The following is a 14628-nucleotide window of genomic DNA, read 5'->3' as shown; positions in this document are numbered from 1 at the left end:
CAACCAAGGCGTGTTTATCATCGCTTCCTTTAATCGATCTATTATAAAAGGGTGCAGGTAGACAGTAAACCTGCACTACAGAATGATATCGGTGCATGTTTTTGAAATTGCGCCTTTTTTATAGCCCCCGGTTCTCGGAAAACCCCTATATTTTATGGATATACCATCACCCAAACCCCGCGCACGTGCTCTTTCAGTCAGCGAACTGAATCATCAGGTACGGCATCTGCTGGAAGTCAGCTTTCTTCAGGTCTGGGTTGAGGGTGAGATTTCCAGTTTCTCCCGGCCTGCGTCCGGCCACTGGTATTTCACCCTGAAAGACGCCAAAAGCCAGGTTAAATGTGCCATGTTCCGCGGCAATAACCAGCGGGTTCGCACGCCCCCCAAAGAAGGTGATCAGGTTCTTGTGCGGGGCAAGGTGACGCTTTATGAAAACCGCGGGGATTATCAGATTATCGCGGAAGCTATGGAACCTGCGGGGCTGGGCGCCCTTCAGCAGGCATTTGATGCACTCAAGTTGAAACTGCAATCCGAAGGCATGTTCGATGCCGAACGGAAGAAGCCTGTCCCCACATTGCCGAAGCATATCGGCGTTATCACATCGGCCACGGGCGCAGCGATCCACGATATTCTGACTGTCCTGAAACGCCGCTGCCCCGGAATCCCTGTGACACTTTATCCAGCGTCCGTTCAGGGGAATGCCGCTGCAGGGGAAATCGTCAATGCGATTCAGGCAGCAGAGCGTCACGGTGTGGCGGATGTGTTGATTATCGGACGTGGCGGTGGCTCCCTCGAAGATCTCTGGCCATTCAATGAAGAAAAGGTGGCGCGCGCCATCGCTGCATGCTCGCTGCCAACAGTCAGCGCTGTAGGTCACGAGGTTGACTTCAGCATTGCCGATTTCGTCGCGGACTTCCGTGCCCCTACCCCATCCGCCGCTGCCGAGCATCTTGCGCCGGATCAATCCGCATGGATCCGGACGCTGGAGCAACAATCCAGCCGCCTGGAAGGCATCACCCGACGCCTGCTTGCCCGGCTGCAGGAACAGGTTTCAGGTCTTGGCGGCAGACTTCGTGATCCGCGACGGGAGCTTCAAAACCACCATCAGCGGCTCGATGATCTGGAGAGCCGGTTAAAGTCCTCATTCGCTCAGCAACTGCAGGCCCGCTCGCAAACCCTGTCGCAGCAACAGGTCCGACTGGCAAACCAGAGTCCCCGGCGGCAATTGGCTGATAACCGGAATCGGGTATCCCAGTTAAAAGAGCAGTTATTCCGAGAACTTCACTGGCAACTGAACGAGCAACGCGACCGCCTCGGCCATGCTGCACAGTCGCTCCAACTGGTCAGCCCGCTGGCGACACTCGGGCGCGGCTACGCCATTGTCAGCACGCGCCGTCAGCCGGTTATCCGCGATGCCAGCCGGCTCAAACCGGGCGATGAGATCAACGCGCGACTCGGTCACGGCAACATCGATGCAACCGTCACCGCTATCCACTCTTCGCTTCTCCCCTCGGACGACGACATCGAGCCATCATAAAACAGCTCAGGCATTCGCGGGCCTCTGACTATCTCGTTCAGAGGCTCCTTAGCCGTTGGTCTAGTAGCGACACCGTGACAACCCCCTAAAGTGAGAATAGCCATTCTCCCTCATAATCCTGACAACAATAGGGGCGGGTCCATGAGTTACAGTGAGGATTTCCAGCAGTCCGTCAACGCACCCGAGCAGTTCTGGGCCGACAAGGCTCGGATGATTGACTGGTATCACTTCCCGGAAAAAATACTCTCCAAAGATTCGAACGGTTACCATCAGTGGTTCGCCGACGGCAAACTGAACACCTGTGACCTGGCACTGGATACTCATGTGCGCAGCGGTCGCGGCGACCAGCTGGCACTGATTTATGATTCGCCGGTCACCGGCCAGCAGCAACGCTACAGCTACCGTGAACTCACCGATACGGTGGCACAATTCGCAGGCGCACTGGACTCACTCAACGTACGCAAGGGTGATCGCGTCATCATTTACATGCCGATGATTCCCGAGGCGGTTATCGGCATGCTGGCGTGCGCACGTATCGGCGCGGTGCACTCTGTCGTGTTCGGTGGCTTTGCGTCCCATGAACTGGCTGTACGCATTGATGATGCCAAACCGAAAGCCATTCTGACCGCCTCCTGCGGTATCGAGATCCAGAAAGTCATCCCCTATAAACCGCTGGTCGACGCCGCCATTGATGAAGCCCGCCACAAACCGGATGCCTGTGTCGTATTCAGCCGCCCCCAGGCATCAGCAAACCTGTCACCGGGGCGGGACCATGACTGGCAAACGCTCGCTTCCTCAGCCGCTCCGGTTGAACCCATCCCTGTGCTTGCCACTGATCCTCTGTATATTCTCTATACCTCGGGCACTACCGGAAAACCCAAAGGCGTTGTCCGCGACAATGGCGGTCACGCGGTTGCAATGCGCTACAGCATGGAGCTGGTGTACGGTGCCAAGCCCGGCGATGTTTTCTGGGCCGCGTCCGACGTTGGCTGGGTGGTGGGCCATAGCTACATCGTATATGCCCCTCTTATTACCGGCTGCACCACGATTCTTTATGAGGGCAAGCCGGTAAAAACACCGGATGCCGGCGCCTTCTGGCGCGTATGCGATGAACACAAGGTCAATATTCTGTTCACTGCGCCCACAGCTTTTCGGGCGGTCCGAAAGGAAGACCCGGAAGCCGATGCCCTCGGTGATTACGATATCTCATCGTTGAAACGCATCCTGCTGGCCGGCGAACGCCTGGACCCGCCGACTTATGACTGGCTCCGTGAGAAGACCAATCTGCCCATTCTCGATCACTGGTGGCAGACCGAAACGGGCTGGGCAATCTGCTGCAACCCTATCGGCATTGAGAACATGAAACTCAAACCCGGCTCTGCCACATTACCTTCGCCAGGTTTTGATGTCCGCATACTGGATTTCAGCGGCAAGCCGGTGCGACGGGGCGATCAGGGCCAGGTCGCGATCAAGCTACCGCTTCCACCCGGCTGCCTCAGCGGGGTTTGGGAAGACCCTGTGCGCTTTAAAAGCACTTACCTCGAGCCACTTCCCGGTTTTTACAGCTCGGGTGATGGCGGCTATATCGACGAGGATGACTACGTCTTTATCATGGGCCGTACCGACGATGTGATTAACGTGGCCGGCCACCGACTATCGACAGGTGAAATGGAAGAAGTGGTGGCGTCCCATCCTGCTATCGCAGAATGCTGTGTTGTCGGGGTGCAAGACGAGCTTCGAGGACAGGTTCCTGTAGGCCTGGTACTGCTCAAGGATGGCGCCACAATCGAACACGACGAACTCGAAGACGAGCTTGTCGAAATGGTGCGGGAACGGATTGGTGCGGTGGCCTGTTTCCGGCGGGCAATCATGGTGGAGCGCCTGCCCAAGACTCGGTCGGGCAAAATACTGCGGCGCGTTATTCGCAACATCGCCGACGGCGAAGACTATGCCATCCCCTCGACAATTGATGACCCCTCCATTCTCGACGATATTCAGGTGCGCTTCAGGCGATCCTGACCCTCAACTAAAAGCACCGGGAACGCGGTTGAAAGCCGCGCTTCCAGTGCTCCTCGAATATGCCCCTTCTATATGACGAGAGTGTCACCAAAGCTGAAAACTGCTTAATTAACGGGCATATGATTTTTTTTGACGCTTTTTGACCACCGTCTATACTCAAAATTGCTGTGAGGCAGCAGCGGTATTCTGTGAAAGCGTTACGAAAGCCAACCCGATTGGCTCTGCGTTTATCCTTCCCCGGTACTCTCTGATTTCTCAGCACGCAGTTTTTCCGTGAGGAAATCTATAATCCCCAAAGGGAACACCATCAGGAATACAGGAAAGATTCATGTCTGAGATGAAAACCGGCCACGTGAAGTGGTTTAACGAATCCAAGGGCTTTGGCTTTATTGAACAGGAAGGCGGCAGCGACGTGTTCGTTCACTACAGTGCGATCACCTCTTCCGGCTTTCGCACGCTGGCCGAAGGTCAGCAGGTGCAGTTCTCCGTCACGCAGGGGCCCAAAGGCCCTCAGGCCGAGAACGTCACACCTGTCTGAACCGGCACCTCAGTCAACGCTTTCACGATGACTGAACAGCAAAAAGCCGACACCCTCGCGGGTGCCGGCTTTTTTGTTACTTCTGGAGTGGGCTTCAGGCCGGCGACCCTGCCTGTTTCTGGCCCGCATCCTGCCGTGATCCCACATGATGCGCCACTGCCGACAACAAGGCCTGCAAGGTCGCTGAGGTTGTATCCTCCGCCAGCGCAGCCGCGCTGTAGGGCTGACCGCCAACCTGGATGCGGATACAGGCCATGGCATTCGCCTTGGTACCTTCACCCAACGCAAATTCATCGTAGGCCTCAACCGCAAGCGAGAACCCATGATGTGATTCAAGGCCTGCGGCAACCGCCTCGACAGCGCCCAACCCTTCGCCGGAGAGCTTCATCAGCTGATCCTGTCCATATTCAACGGTAGCGGTTACCCCGTCATCCGTGCGGTGCAGATCATACGTCCTCAAACACCACTCCGGCCGCACCGACAGGTAACGATCCTCGAACAGGCGGTGGATAGTATCAGAGTCGACCTCACCGCCTTCAGCCTCAGCCGCCGACTGGACGACTTTGCTGAATTCAATCTGCAACCAACGGGGCAACGAGATGTTGTAGTCACGCTCGAGAACATAAGCGACACCGCCCTTGCCCGACTGGCTGTTAATCCGCACCACCTCTTCATAACGACGGCCAAGATCCCGCGGGTCGATAGGCAGATAGGCAATTTCCCACGAATCGCCCGCACTGTAGGTGGACAAACACTTGCGAATGGCGTCCTGATGACTACCGGAAAATGCTGTAAAGACCAGTTCGCCCGCATAGGGATGGCGCGGATGCGTCTGGATTTCAGTACAGGCCTCCACCACATCGGTAATCTCTGCCATACCGGACAGATCCACCTTGGGGTCGATGCCTTGTGAATACAGGTTCATGGCCATGGTCACCAGGTCCATATTGCCGGTGCGTTCGCCATTACCCATCAACGTGCCCTCAACCCGGTCGGCACCGGCCATTACCGCCAATTCAGCGGCTGCAACACCACAGCCCCGGTCGTTGTGGGTGTGGACGCTGATCCGGATGTGCTCGCGATATCTGACCGTGTCACAGATCCATTCGATCTGATCTGCGAAAACGTTTGGGGTGGCCATTTCGACCGTGGCTGGCAGGTTGATTACCACCGGTTGGCCCTGATCCGGGCGCCAGACATCGTTGACCGCATCAATGACGTCTGCCGCGAAATCCAGCTCGGTCCCGGTGAAACTCTCGGGTGAATACTGGAACGTCCACTGTGTACCCGGCTGCTTCTCCGCATGTGCCTTTACAATCCGTGCACCGTTAACGGCAATCTCGCGAATGCCGGCCCGGTCGAGCCCAAACACTTTTTCACGCTGCACTGTCGATGTGGAGTTGTAGACGTGAACGATGACGGCCTTCGCCCCCTCAACGGCTTCGTAGGTGCGGGCTATCAGTTCGGGACGCGCCTGGGTCAACACCTGAATGTGGACATCATCCGGGATGCGGTTTTCATCAATCAATTTACGACAGAAATCAAAATCAGGCTGGCTGGCCGCCGGGAAGCCGATCTCGATTTCCTTGAATCCCAGTTTGACCAGCAGGTCGAACATTCTTGTTTTCTGCGCAACTGACATGGGCTTGACCAGCGCCTGGTTACCATCACGCAGGTCAACTGCACACCAGTCCGGCGCACTTTCGATAACCTTGTCCGGCCAGCGGCGATCTGTTTTCCGCACCGGTGTGAATGCAACGTATTTGCGATGATCAAATCCCATCTCTCAGGTCCTTATACAAGTCAGGTAAAGGTGCACATCAACGATATCACCAGTGTAAGCAACGCCACGCGCAATGTGTTTGCTAATTTTCTTTATTTTTATATTTTATTGGATGAAACTGCTAATAATTAATAAATAAGCAAAGAATACTGCCATGAAACCAGAAAAATTACTAAAACTCGATCGTGTAGACCGGCAAATCCTCGAGCAACTACAGCGCCACGGCGAGTTGAGTAACCAGGAACTGTCGGAACGAATCGGCCTGTCACCCTCACCCTGTTCCCGGCGTGTGCGGGCGCTGGAAGATGCCGGCATTATCGTTCGAAGAGTGACGATACTGGATCATAAAAAGCTGGGACTGGCGCTGACTGCCATTATTCTGATCGGAATGGATCGCCACACACCCGAGCGGTTCGAAGCATTTGAGCAAGAGGTGGCGGACTATCCGGAAGTGCAGGAGTGCTATCTGATTACGGGCCAGGATGCCGATTACATGCTCAAGGTAGTGGTGCCCGACATGGACCACTACCACGAGTTTCTGCTGAACAAGATCACGCGAATCCAGGGGGTGAGCGGCGTGCACTCCAGTTTTGTGCTGCGACGCGTCATCGACAGCACGGCACTGCCGCTGGGCTACCTGTAAACGGGAAACGTCAGGTCAAGGCGGTGTTCCGCCGCTTTGATCAACCCAGATCAGTTCGTCCAGGGAGTAACCGGCGTCAGCGGCGACCTTCAGCATCTCGTCTTTGACGTCATCCGGCAGTTGTTTTTCCCGGGACAGGAGCCAGAGGTAGTCCTTATCGGGTCCGGTGACCATGGAATATTGATAGTTGTCCTTATCGAGCAGCACGACCACATAGCTGGCATAAAACGGTCCCCAGAATGAGACCTTGAGATGCCCCACTTCCGGACCTTCAACAAATTTGGCCACGCCCTCGGCACGTTCCCACTCCCCCGAATCCGCGTTGTAGCCGGTGTTAACCACGCGAATATCGCCGTCGTCCCGCAACGTATATTCAGCCTGCACCTGCGACAACCCTTCTTCGAAGGAATGCGGCAAACGGGCCACCTCGTACCAGGTGCCAAGATAGCGCTCAGCGTCAAAGTCATTCACCGGCGTTATATTCTCGGGCACCCCGGTACATGCCGTCAGCCAAACACTGGCACCCATGACGATACCCAACCCAAGCCGTTTAAACGGATTCATGCTGCATCCTCCTTGCGTAATCAAGACAGGGAACCACTGCCCTTCTCGTTAACCAGAGAAAACAGATACGCACGCACCATACGCTTCAGTTCATCAACGAGTAGCACGGCCTCGTCATCAGGCATGGTGACCGCCAGACGCAGCATGCTGCCGCAGGTGCGGGGCAGCATCAGGCTTGCAGACCGGCGTTCGGTTTCGCCAAGCTGTGGATACTGGCGCGCAAGAAAGCGATCAATGTCTTCGGCGTTTGAGTACAACTCCCGAAGATCAAGCGCCTGCAATTCGGGCATGGCCTCGACGCCGGACCAGATTGCCTTGTAGGCCGGTTCATCACGATAGAACTGATAATAGATGTCGAGCACCGTGTTGATGATTTCAACGGGCCCATCCTCCGATAACTGTTCGCGCAGGACTTGCTCGAGCTTTTCAACGTGTTGCTCGGCTATCGCGCGGATAATAGAGGATTTGTTGGGGAAATAACGATATAGCGATGCCAACGACATTGATGAGCTGCGGGCAATCGCTGACATACTGGTGGCATCCACGCCATTATCGTTAATGATGTGTGTTGCGTGCGTGAGGATACTGTCTACCCGCTCGCGGCTGCGGGCCTGAACCGGCTTGCGGCGGATTGCAAGATTATCGCTGTCGCTCATTGTTCTACCTGGTCAGGAGATGGAGCCTGTCTTCGCGGTGTTACGCGGGTAGTGCATAGCTGCCCGTCACATGCGCAACAAGCTTTTCATCACTACCGGACAACAACCGCACTTCACAAAAGGCAAGACGGCGCCCCATCCGCAGAACAACAGCCTCGGCAACCAGATCGGCAGCGGCAGGCTTCTGCAAAAAGTTAATATTAAGATTGCTGGTGACGGCCATTTCGACCCGCCCCAGCGAAGCCAGAATGGCAGCATACATACTCGCGTCCGCCAGAGCCATTTGAACCGGCCCGGACAGCGTCCCGCCGGGCCGAACCAGATGACTGGCAAACGGTACCCGCGCTCTGGCAAAACCATCCCTGACGACATCAACCCTGAAATCAATATCAACGGCCATGGGAACACCTTCCCGAATCAGCATTTCTACTTCAATGGCATTGAGGGTCATGATGGTTACTCCTGAGCGCACAATATTCCCCCGGATACCAAACCCGAGGGGTTTTGGCAGCATAAAGGAAACAGCAAAAGTTGCGTGGGTATCGGCTGTACCTGATCCCCTTGGCTCCGTACAATAACCGGCAGATGCGTTCCAGGAAACCTCTTCCGGTTGACCTGCTATGCTCGGCATGTGCGATTCACCGCAAAACGCGGTGGATACACCCGGGATGACCGAAGAACCTTCTCTAAATCCAAAGACTGACTGCACGGACTTAAACGATGCGCGCTAGCCGTTATCTGATTGCCACTCTGAAAGAAACACCTTCCGACGCCGAGATCATCAGCCATCAGCTGATGCTGCGCTCAGGCATGATCCGCAAACTGGCGTCCGGGCTTTATACCTGGCTGCCGATGGGCTTGAGGGTGCTACGCAAAGTTGAGCGTATTGTGCGCGAAGAGATGGACAAGAGTGGCGCCCAGGAAGTGCTGATGCCTGCCGTGCAACCGGCCGAGCTATGGCAGGAATCGGGCCGTTGGGAACAGTACGGTGGAGAACTCTTACGGATGAATGATCGCCACGGTCGCGACTTCTGCTTCGGTCCGACCCATGAGGAAGTGATCACCGATCTGGTTCGTAACGAGCTGAAGAGCTACAAAGAGCTGCCCGCCAATTTCTATCAGATTCAGACAAAGTTCCGCGATGAGCGCCGCCCTCGTTTTGGCATCATGCGCGCCCGGGAATTCCTGATGAAGGACGCTTACTCGTTCCATATCAGCCAGGACTCACTGGACGAAACCTATCAGGTGATGCACCAGACCTACTGCAACATCTTTGATCGTCTCGGTCTTGACTACCGCCCGGTTCAGGCCGATTCAGGCTCAATCGGCGGCAGTTCGTCCCACGAGTTCCATGTGCTGGCCTCTTCAGGCGAAGACGCGATTGCGTTCAGCTCAGGCGGCAAATACGCTGCCAACATCGAGAAGGCAGAAGCCGTCGCACCGGCGGGTGACCGCCCTTCTGCTTCTGCGGAGATGGCGTCAGTCGACACCCCTGATCAGCGTACAATTGCTGATATCTCGAACTTCCTGAAGGTCGATGCAAAGCAGACGGTGAAAACCCTGATCGTTAAAGGCGTGGCGGGTGAAGACGAGAAACAGCCACTGATCGCACTGATTCTTCGGGGTGATCACGAACTGAACGAGATCAAGGCAGAAAACCTGCCCGACATCGCCGAGCCCCTCACGATGGCAACTGATGTTGAGATCGAAGCCGCCGCAGGTTGCAAGCCTGGCTCAATCGGCCCGGTTGATCTGCCGCTTACCGTTATTGTTGATCGCAGCGCGGCCCATCTGGCCGACTTTGTTTGCGGCGCAAACAAGGAAGGCGTTCACCTGACCGGCGTCAACTGGGAGCGTGACCTGCCCCTGGGCCGGGTTGAAGATCTGCGCAACATTGTGGAAGGCGACCCCAGCCCTGACGGCGATGGGCATCTGGAGATCAAGCGCGGTATCGAAGTCGGGCACATCTTCAAGCTGGGCAATAAATACAGCAAAGCGATGAACGCCACCGTACTGGATGAGAATGGCAAATCCGCAATTCTGGAGATGGGTTGTTACGGCATTGGCGTATCGCGCATTGTGGCGTCCGCCATTGAGCAGAACAACGACGACCGCGGCATTCTGTGGCCTGCCTCAATCGCACCATTCGAAGTCGTGATTGTGACGCTGAACGCCCACAAATCGCCGGATGTGATGGCCGCAGCAGAGAAGTTGTATGAAGAACTGGGTCAGGCAGGCTTTGACGTGCTGCTGGATGATCGTAACGAGCGCCCTGGCGTCAAGTTTGCCGACATGGAGTTGATCGGCATTCCGCATCGCTTTGTGGTTTCAGATCGCGGCCTGACCGCCGGGACCCTGGAGTACAAAGGCCGCAGCGATGCCGACAAACAGGATATTGCGATTGCAGATGCGCTCACGGTTCTGAAAAACGCTGCTGATCAGAACCTCTGATCAAACACGGCTTCGGGCGTCAGACTGCTGGCGCCCGAAGTGTTTTGCCATTCCATTTCCAGCAAGAGCACCTGATCAGGTCTTAACCTGCCATCAGGCAACGGCCCTTCTAAGAGCCTCGTCACCGCTGGCTCGCAACAATTCGCACATCCGGTCTGCATCATTCTCGCGCTTCACGGTCTGCCAGCAGGTTTCGGCTTCGGCATACTGCCGACGGGTGTAATTGAGCCATTGCTTGATCCGGCCGGCGGCGTAACGTGACTCGATGATCAGCTGCAGTGCACGACAGTATTCGACCATTAACTCGATCACTTCTGGCCACTGCATGTCCGGGCAATGGGCCTGCTGCTGGCTGGCCTTTATCTGGCGAGCGAGGTCTGGCCGGGCGATCAGCCCTCTGCCGATCATCACGTCGTCACAACCCGAAACGTCGCGGCAGCGCCAGTAGTCCTCTACCGACCAGATATCACCGTTGGCAATGATCGGCGTATTGACGGCTTCCCGCACCTTCGCGATTTCTTCCCAGTAGGCCGGAGGACGGTAGCCGTCGACCTTGCTTCGGGCGTGAATACAGATTTCAGCCGCGCCGGCATCCGCGAGCGCCTGGCCACAGGCCACACCCATCGAACGATCATCAAAACCCAAACGCATTTTCGCGGTGACCAGGATATCCGCGGGGACGGCTTCGCGAACAGCACGCGTAATCGCGAACAGGAGATCGGGTTCTCTCAGAAGAACAGCACCGCCCTTGTGCTTGTTGACGGTTTTGGCGGGGCAACCAAAGTTAATATCAATCTGGGGCGCGCCTAGCTCCACCGCACGCTGCGCATGCAGCGCCATCTGGCCAATATCCGATCCCAGCAGCTGAACAGCCACGGGTACACCGGCCTGCGTCAGGCAATTATTATGTAGTTCAGGCGCATAGCGGTAGTACACCCTGGGTGGCAGAATGCCGCGAGTGACCCGGATAAATTCGGTGACGCAGCGATCAACGCCGCCAACGGCCGACAGAATCTCCCGGATATAGGAATCAACCAGCCCCTCCATAGGGGCGAGAAAAATACGCATGCCACAAACTACCGCTAAAGGAATGGGCGCATTGTAGAGGGATTGCGGACAAAAAAAAGCCGGTGAGCCATTCCCACCGGCTTTTACTTACGTCGTCTGCGGTCTTCCGCGTTTGCAAATGCCGTCAGCCGGTACCCAGACGCTCAACAGAATGAAATTTACCAGTATCATCAAAGTTGATCTGAAATGAGCCATTAACACCATCCCGAAGCGCAAACCGGGACAGGATACGGGCAGGAAAACGGACAGTTCGTCCATCCCGTGAGACCGTACTCACATCGCGGGCAACGCCTTCGTATAGCTTCAGCCACTCTTGTGGCCCGATGGCGATGTCCACGATGATACTTTTCATGTCAGACGACTCTATATTGTCAACGATGAACAGGGATCAGCTGTTGCTCATATCAAGTAGCAGGCGGTTCAGGCGACTGACATATGCGCCCGGATCCTGCAGTTGTTCGCCGCTGGCCAGTGTCGCCTGATCGAACAGTACGGATGCCAGATCACCGAACTGGGTGTCCGATTTTTCCTGTTCAAGACGGCCTACCAGCGGATGATCCACATTGATTTCGAAGATCGGCTTGCTGTCCGGCACTTTCTGCCCGGCCGCTTCCATAATCTTCTTCATCTGTGCACCCATGTCGTAGTCACCGACGACCAGACATGCCGGCGAATCGGTCAAACGGTTGGTCACGCGGACTTCCTGAACACGATCTTCGAGTGATGACTTGATCCGGTCAAGCAAATCCTTGTGCGCCTTGGTCGCTTCTTCCTGGTGCTTCTTCTCTTCCTCTGCTTCCTCATCACCGAGGTCAAGCTCACCGCGCGCCACATCCTGCAGTTGCTTGCCGTCAAACTCGGTCAGGTAACCCATCATCCACTCGTCGATACGGTCAGAAAGGATCAGCACTTCAATCCCTTTCTTGCGGAAGATTTCCAGGTGCGGACTGCTCTTGGCAGCGGTATGGCTGTCTGCAGCAATGAAGTAAATCTTCTGCTGGGCATCTTTCATCCGACCGATGTAGTCCGCCAACGAGACTGTCTGCGCACTATCGCCGGTATGAGTTGAAGCAAAGCGCAACAGGCCGGCGATTTTCTCTTTGTTGCTGAAATCTTCAGCCGGCCCTTCTTTGAGCACTGAACCGAATTCTTTCCAGAATGACTGGTACTGCTCAGGCTCTTTCTTGGCCAGCTTCGACAACATATCCAGCACCCGCTTGGTAAGCGCAGACTTGATGCTTTCAACGGTGCTGTCGTTCTGCAGAATCTCGCGAGATACGTTGAGTGACAGATCATTGCTGTCTACTACACCCTTAACAAAACGCAGGTACAGCGGCAGGAACTGCTCGGCATGGTCCATGATGAATACGCGCTGGACATAGAGCTTCAGGCCACGAGGCGCTTCACGGTTATAGAGATCAAAGGGAGCACGGGCCGGGATATACAGCAGACTGGTGTAGTCCAGCTTACCCTCGACCTTGTTGTGCGACCAGCTCAGTGGATCTTCAAAATCATGCGCAATGTGCTTGTAGAAAGCTTTGTATTCGTCGTCTTTGATCTCGGTGCGCGGCAGGGTCCACAAAGCTGTCGCTTCGTTTACGGTCTCGTCGGCGGCGGCTTCCGTCTCTTTTCCATCTTCGTCAGACACTTCGGCTTTCATTACAACCGGGAACGAGATGTGATCACTGTATTTCTTGACGAGATTACGCAGACGGTAGCCGTCAGCGAACTCTTTGGCTTCGGGTTTGAGGTGCAGCACAATTTGGGTGCCGCGGCTCTCACGATCGACCGGTTCAATCGTAAACTCACCGTCGCCTTTTGATTCCCAATGCACACCTTCGCTCACCGGAGCGCCGGCACGGCGGGTGAAAACATCAACCCGGTCAGCCACGATAAACGCCGAATAGAAGCCCACACCAAACTGGCCGATCAGTTTGCTGTCTTTCTTCTCGTCACCCGTGAGCTGGCCCAGAAACTCAGCAGTGCCGGAACGGGCGATGGTCCCCAGGTTCTGAACCACATCTTCACGGTTCATGCCGATACCGTTGTCCGTCAGGGTGACGGTGTTGGCTTCAGCGTCGAAATCGAGACGGATTTTCAGGTCGGGATCATTCTCGTACAGGCTGTCGTCTTTCAGCGCAGCAAACCGAAGTTTATCTTCCGCATCCGACGCGTTCGAGATCAGCTCGCGCAGGAAAATTTCCTTGTTGGAGTACAGCGAGTGAATCATCAGTTGAAGCAGTTGCTTCACTTCAGTCTGAAAACCGAGGGTCTCTTTTTGGGCTTCGACCGTCATGACGGGGTATCTCCTTGCTCAGTACCATTATTCAATGTGGCGGCCGCCTCCGTGAGCGGCCGTTCAACGTCTGGCAATGAAGATTGGGGCGGCCCCCGGTATTTCAAGAGTTAAATGGGGTCAGTCTTCCATCAGGAAATGGGCGCGGGCGGTCGCAATAGGCTGGGCACGGGACTTCTGCCAAGCGGTGACCATCACGTTCGCTACCCGGTTGCCCTGCCGTGTCAGCCGGCATTCAGCGTAAGTCTCGCGATCGAGCCCCGCACGCAGATAATCCAGAGAGAAATCGACGATGCGTGGCATTCGAAGTGCGTCCTGGGACATCATCAGATAGATCGCTGCCGACAGCTCCATGAAGCCGCCAATCACTCCGCCATGAATCGCCGGTAGAATGGGGTTTCCCAGATTTTCCTGCTTGCGGGGCAGACGAAAAATCAGATCGTCGCCAAACTGTTCGCACATCAGCCCGATGGTGCCGGCGTAGGGAATACTCGCCAACATTTTTGAGAAATCACCGGTCTGCTGTGTGTACTTGAGCACCTCGGGCGTGGTCATTCGACATCTCCGGTAATCAGGTCACGGTAGGCTTTAGGGGTCGCTTCCTTGCCTATGCGCATAAAGGTGGCGACACAGTTGGCTATCGTCTGGCCGTCGGACTCCTGGAAGGCTTCGCAGCGGGTAAAGATGATATTGCGGGTCACCCGGTAGGCTTCAGCTCTCGCAAATACGGGCTGGTCCGGCTCTGCCGGGCGCATGTAATCAACCCGCAGATCAAGCGTTGGGCAAAGCTCAAAATCGGGTAAGGCGCAGATCACGACCGAACCCGAGGCGGTATCCATCAGTGTGGTAATCGCGCCGCCATGAATGACGCGGGTTTCGGGGTTGCCAATAATCTTTTCGCTATAGGGTAAGCGAAGAATCAATCTGTTTTCTCTCGCTTCAGTGACTTCTATACCCAACTCTCCGGCTTGCGCCAGCGTGCTTACAAAGCGGCTGACCCGCCCGAATCGCATCTCATCATTCATTTGGATTTACCTTGGATCACAGGTATCGCTCACTGGTCTGGCGGTGAG

General features: G+C 55.6%; 14 protein-coding genes. 5 read left to right on the top strand and 9 right to left on the bottom strand.

All coding sequences use genetic code 11. The annotated features are described in order from the left end of the window. Positions 1-154 precede the first annotated feature (154 nt). From xseA to ACUN9X_RS10190, 3 genes are all read left to right on the top strand, one after another. The gene (gene xseA, locus ACUN9X_RS10200) at positions 155-1537 is read left to right on the top strand and encodes an exodeoxyribonuclease VII large subunit (RefSeq protein WP_445472980.1); all 1383 of its coding nucleotides are present in this window, start codon (positions 155-157) and stop codon (positions 1535-1537) included. A gap of 141 nt (positions 1538-1678) precedes the next feature. Then, positions 1679-3556: a propionyl-CoA synthetase gene (locus ACUN9X_RS10195; protein WP_445472979.1), complete on the top strand. Its 1878-nt coding sequence runs from the start codon at positions 1679-1681 to the stop codon at positions 3554-3556. Positions 3557-3884: 328 nt separating this feature from the next. Continuing rightward, a complete protein-coding gene (locus ACUN9X_RS10190; RefSeq protein WP_279306986.1) occupies positions 3885-4094 on the top strand; it encodes a cold-shock protein in 210 nt (69 codons plus the stop codon). A gap of 94 nt (positions 4095-4188) precedes the next feature. Here the strand turns inward: ACUN9X_RS10190 and ACUN9X_RS10185 are convergent, their stop codons facing one another. Continuing rightward, the gene (locus ACUN9X_RS10185; protein WP_445472978.1) at positions 4189-5877 is read right to left on the bottom strand and encodes a 2-isopropylmalate synthase; all 1689 of its coding nucleotides are present in this window, start codon (positions 5875-5877) and stop codon (positions 4189-4191) included. A 154-nt stretch (positions 5878-6031) separates the two neighbouring features. On the opposite strand from ACUN9X_RS10185, the gene ACUN9X_RS10180 reads away from it, so the two are divergent. Continuing rightward, positions 6032-6520 (top strand): Lrp/AsnC family transcriptional regulator, encoded by a 489-nt coding sequence (locus ACUN9X_RS10180; protein ID WP_260035276.1) that lies wholly within the window; start codon positions 6032-6034, stop codon positions 6518-6520. Between the two features lie 15 nt (positions 6521-6535). Here ACUN9X_RS10180 and ACUN9X_RS10175 read toward each other — a convergent pair whose 3' ends face one another. The 3 genes from ACUN9X_RS10175 to ACUN9X_RS10165 are packed head-to-tail and all read right to left on the bottom strand — an operon-like array spanning position 6536 to position 8191. Beyond that, on the bottom strand, positions 6536-7084 hold the full coding sequence (locus tag ACUN9X_RS10175) for a lipocalin family protein (protein ID WP_445472977.1): 549 nt from the start codon (positions 7082-7084) through the stop codon (positions 6536-6538). A gap of 20 nt (positions 7085-7104) precedes the next feature. Beyond that, positions 7105-7740, bottom strand: coding sequence for a TetR family transcriptional regulator (locus ACUN9X_RS10170; RefSeq protein WP_445472976.1), 636 nt, complete (start codon positions 7738-7740; stop codon positions 7105-7107). A gap of 40 nt (positions 7741-7780) precedes the next feature. After that, positions 7781-8191, bottom strand: coding sequence for a PaaI family thioesterase (locus ACUN9X_RS10165; RefSeq protein WP_260035273.1), 411 nt, complete (start codon positions 8189-8191; stop codon positions 7781-7783). 269 nt (positions 8192-8460) lie between these two features. On the opposite strand from ACUN9X_RS10165, the gene ACUN9X_RS10160 reads away from it, so the two are divergent. Next, positions 8461-10191, top strand: a complete 1731-nt coding sequence (locus ACUN9X_RS10160) for a proline--tRNA ligase (RefSeq protein WP_445472975.1) — start codon at positions 8461-8463, stop codon at positions 10189-10191. 93 nt (positions 10192-10284) lie between these two features. Here ACUN9X_RS10160 and ACUN9X_RS10155 read toward each other — a convergent pair whose 3' ends face one another. The 5 genes from ACUN9X_RS10155 to ACUN9X_RS10135 all read right to left on the bottom strand — a co-directional run bounded on the left by ACUN9X_RS10155 (position 10285) and on the right by ACUN9X_RS10135 (position 14580). Next, on the bottom strand, positions 10285-11259 hold the full coding sequence (locus ACUN9X_RS10155) for a tRNA dihydrouridine synthase (protein ID WP_445472974.1): 975 nt from the start codon (positions 11257-11259) through the stop codon (positions 10285-10287). A gap of 124 nt (positions 11260-11383) precedes the next feature. Next, complete coding sequence (locus tag ACUN9X_RS10150; protein WP_445472973.1) at positions 11384-11611, bottom strand: DUF2835 domain-containing protein; 228 nt, start codon at positions 11609-11611, stop codon at positions 11384-11386. Positions 11612-11647: 36 nt separating this feature from the next. Then, entirely contained in the window at positions 11648-13555 is a 1908-nt protein-coding gene (gene htpG, locus ACUN9X_RS10145) for a molecular chaperone HtpG (RefSeq protein WP_260035268.1), read from the bottom strand. Positions 13556-13675: 120 nt separating this feature from the next. Then, entirely contained in the window at positions 13676-14110 is a 435-nt protein-coding gene (locus tag ACUN9X_RS10140) for a PaaI family thioesterase (protein ID WP_260035267.1), read from the bottom strand. Then, complete coding sequence (locus ACUN9X_RS10135) at positions 14107-14580, bottom strand: PaaI family thioesterase (protein ID WP_260035266.1); 474 nt, start codon at positions 14578-14580, stop codon at positions 14107-14109. The genes ACUN9X_RS10140 and ACUN9X_RS10135 overlap by 4 nt, the downstream gene beginning before the upstream one ends. Positions 14581-14628: the final 48 nt, after the last annotated feature.

It is taken from the genome of Marinobacter sp. V032 (genome assembly GCF_052645435.1).
Note: the sequence above shows the minus strand (reverse complement) of the source record. Positions and strands in the feature narration are given on the sequence as shown.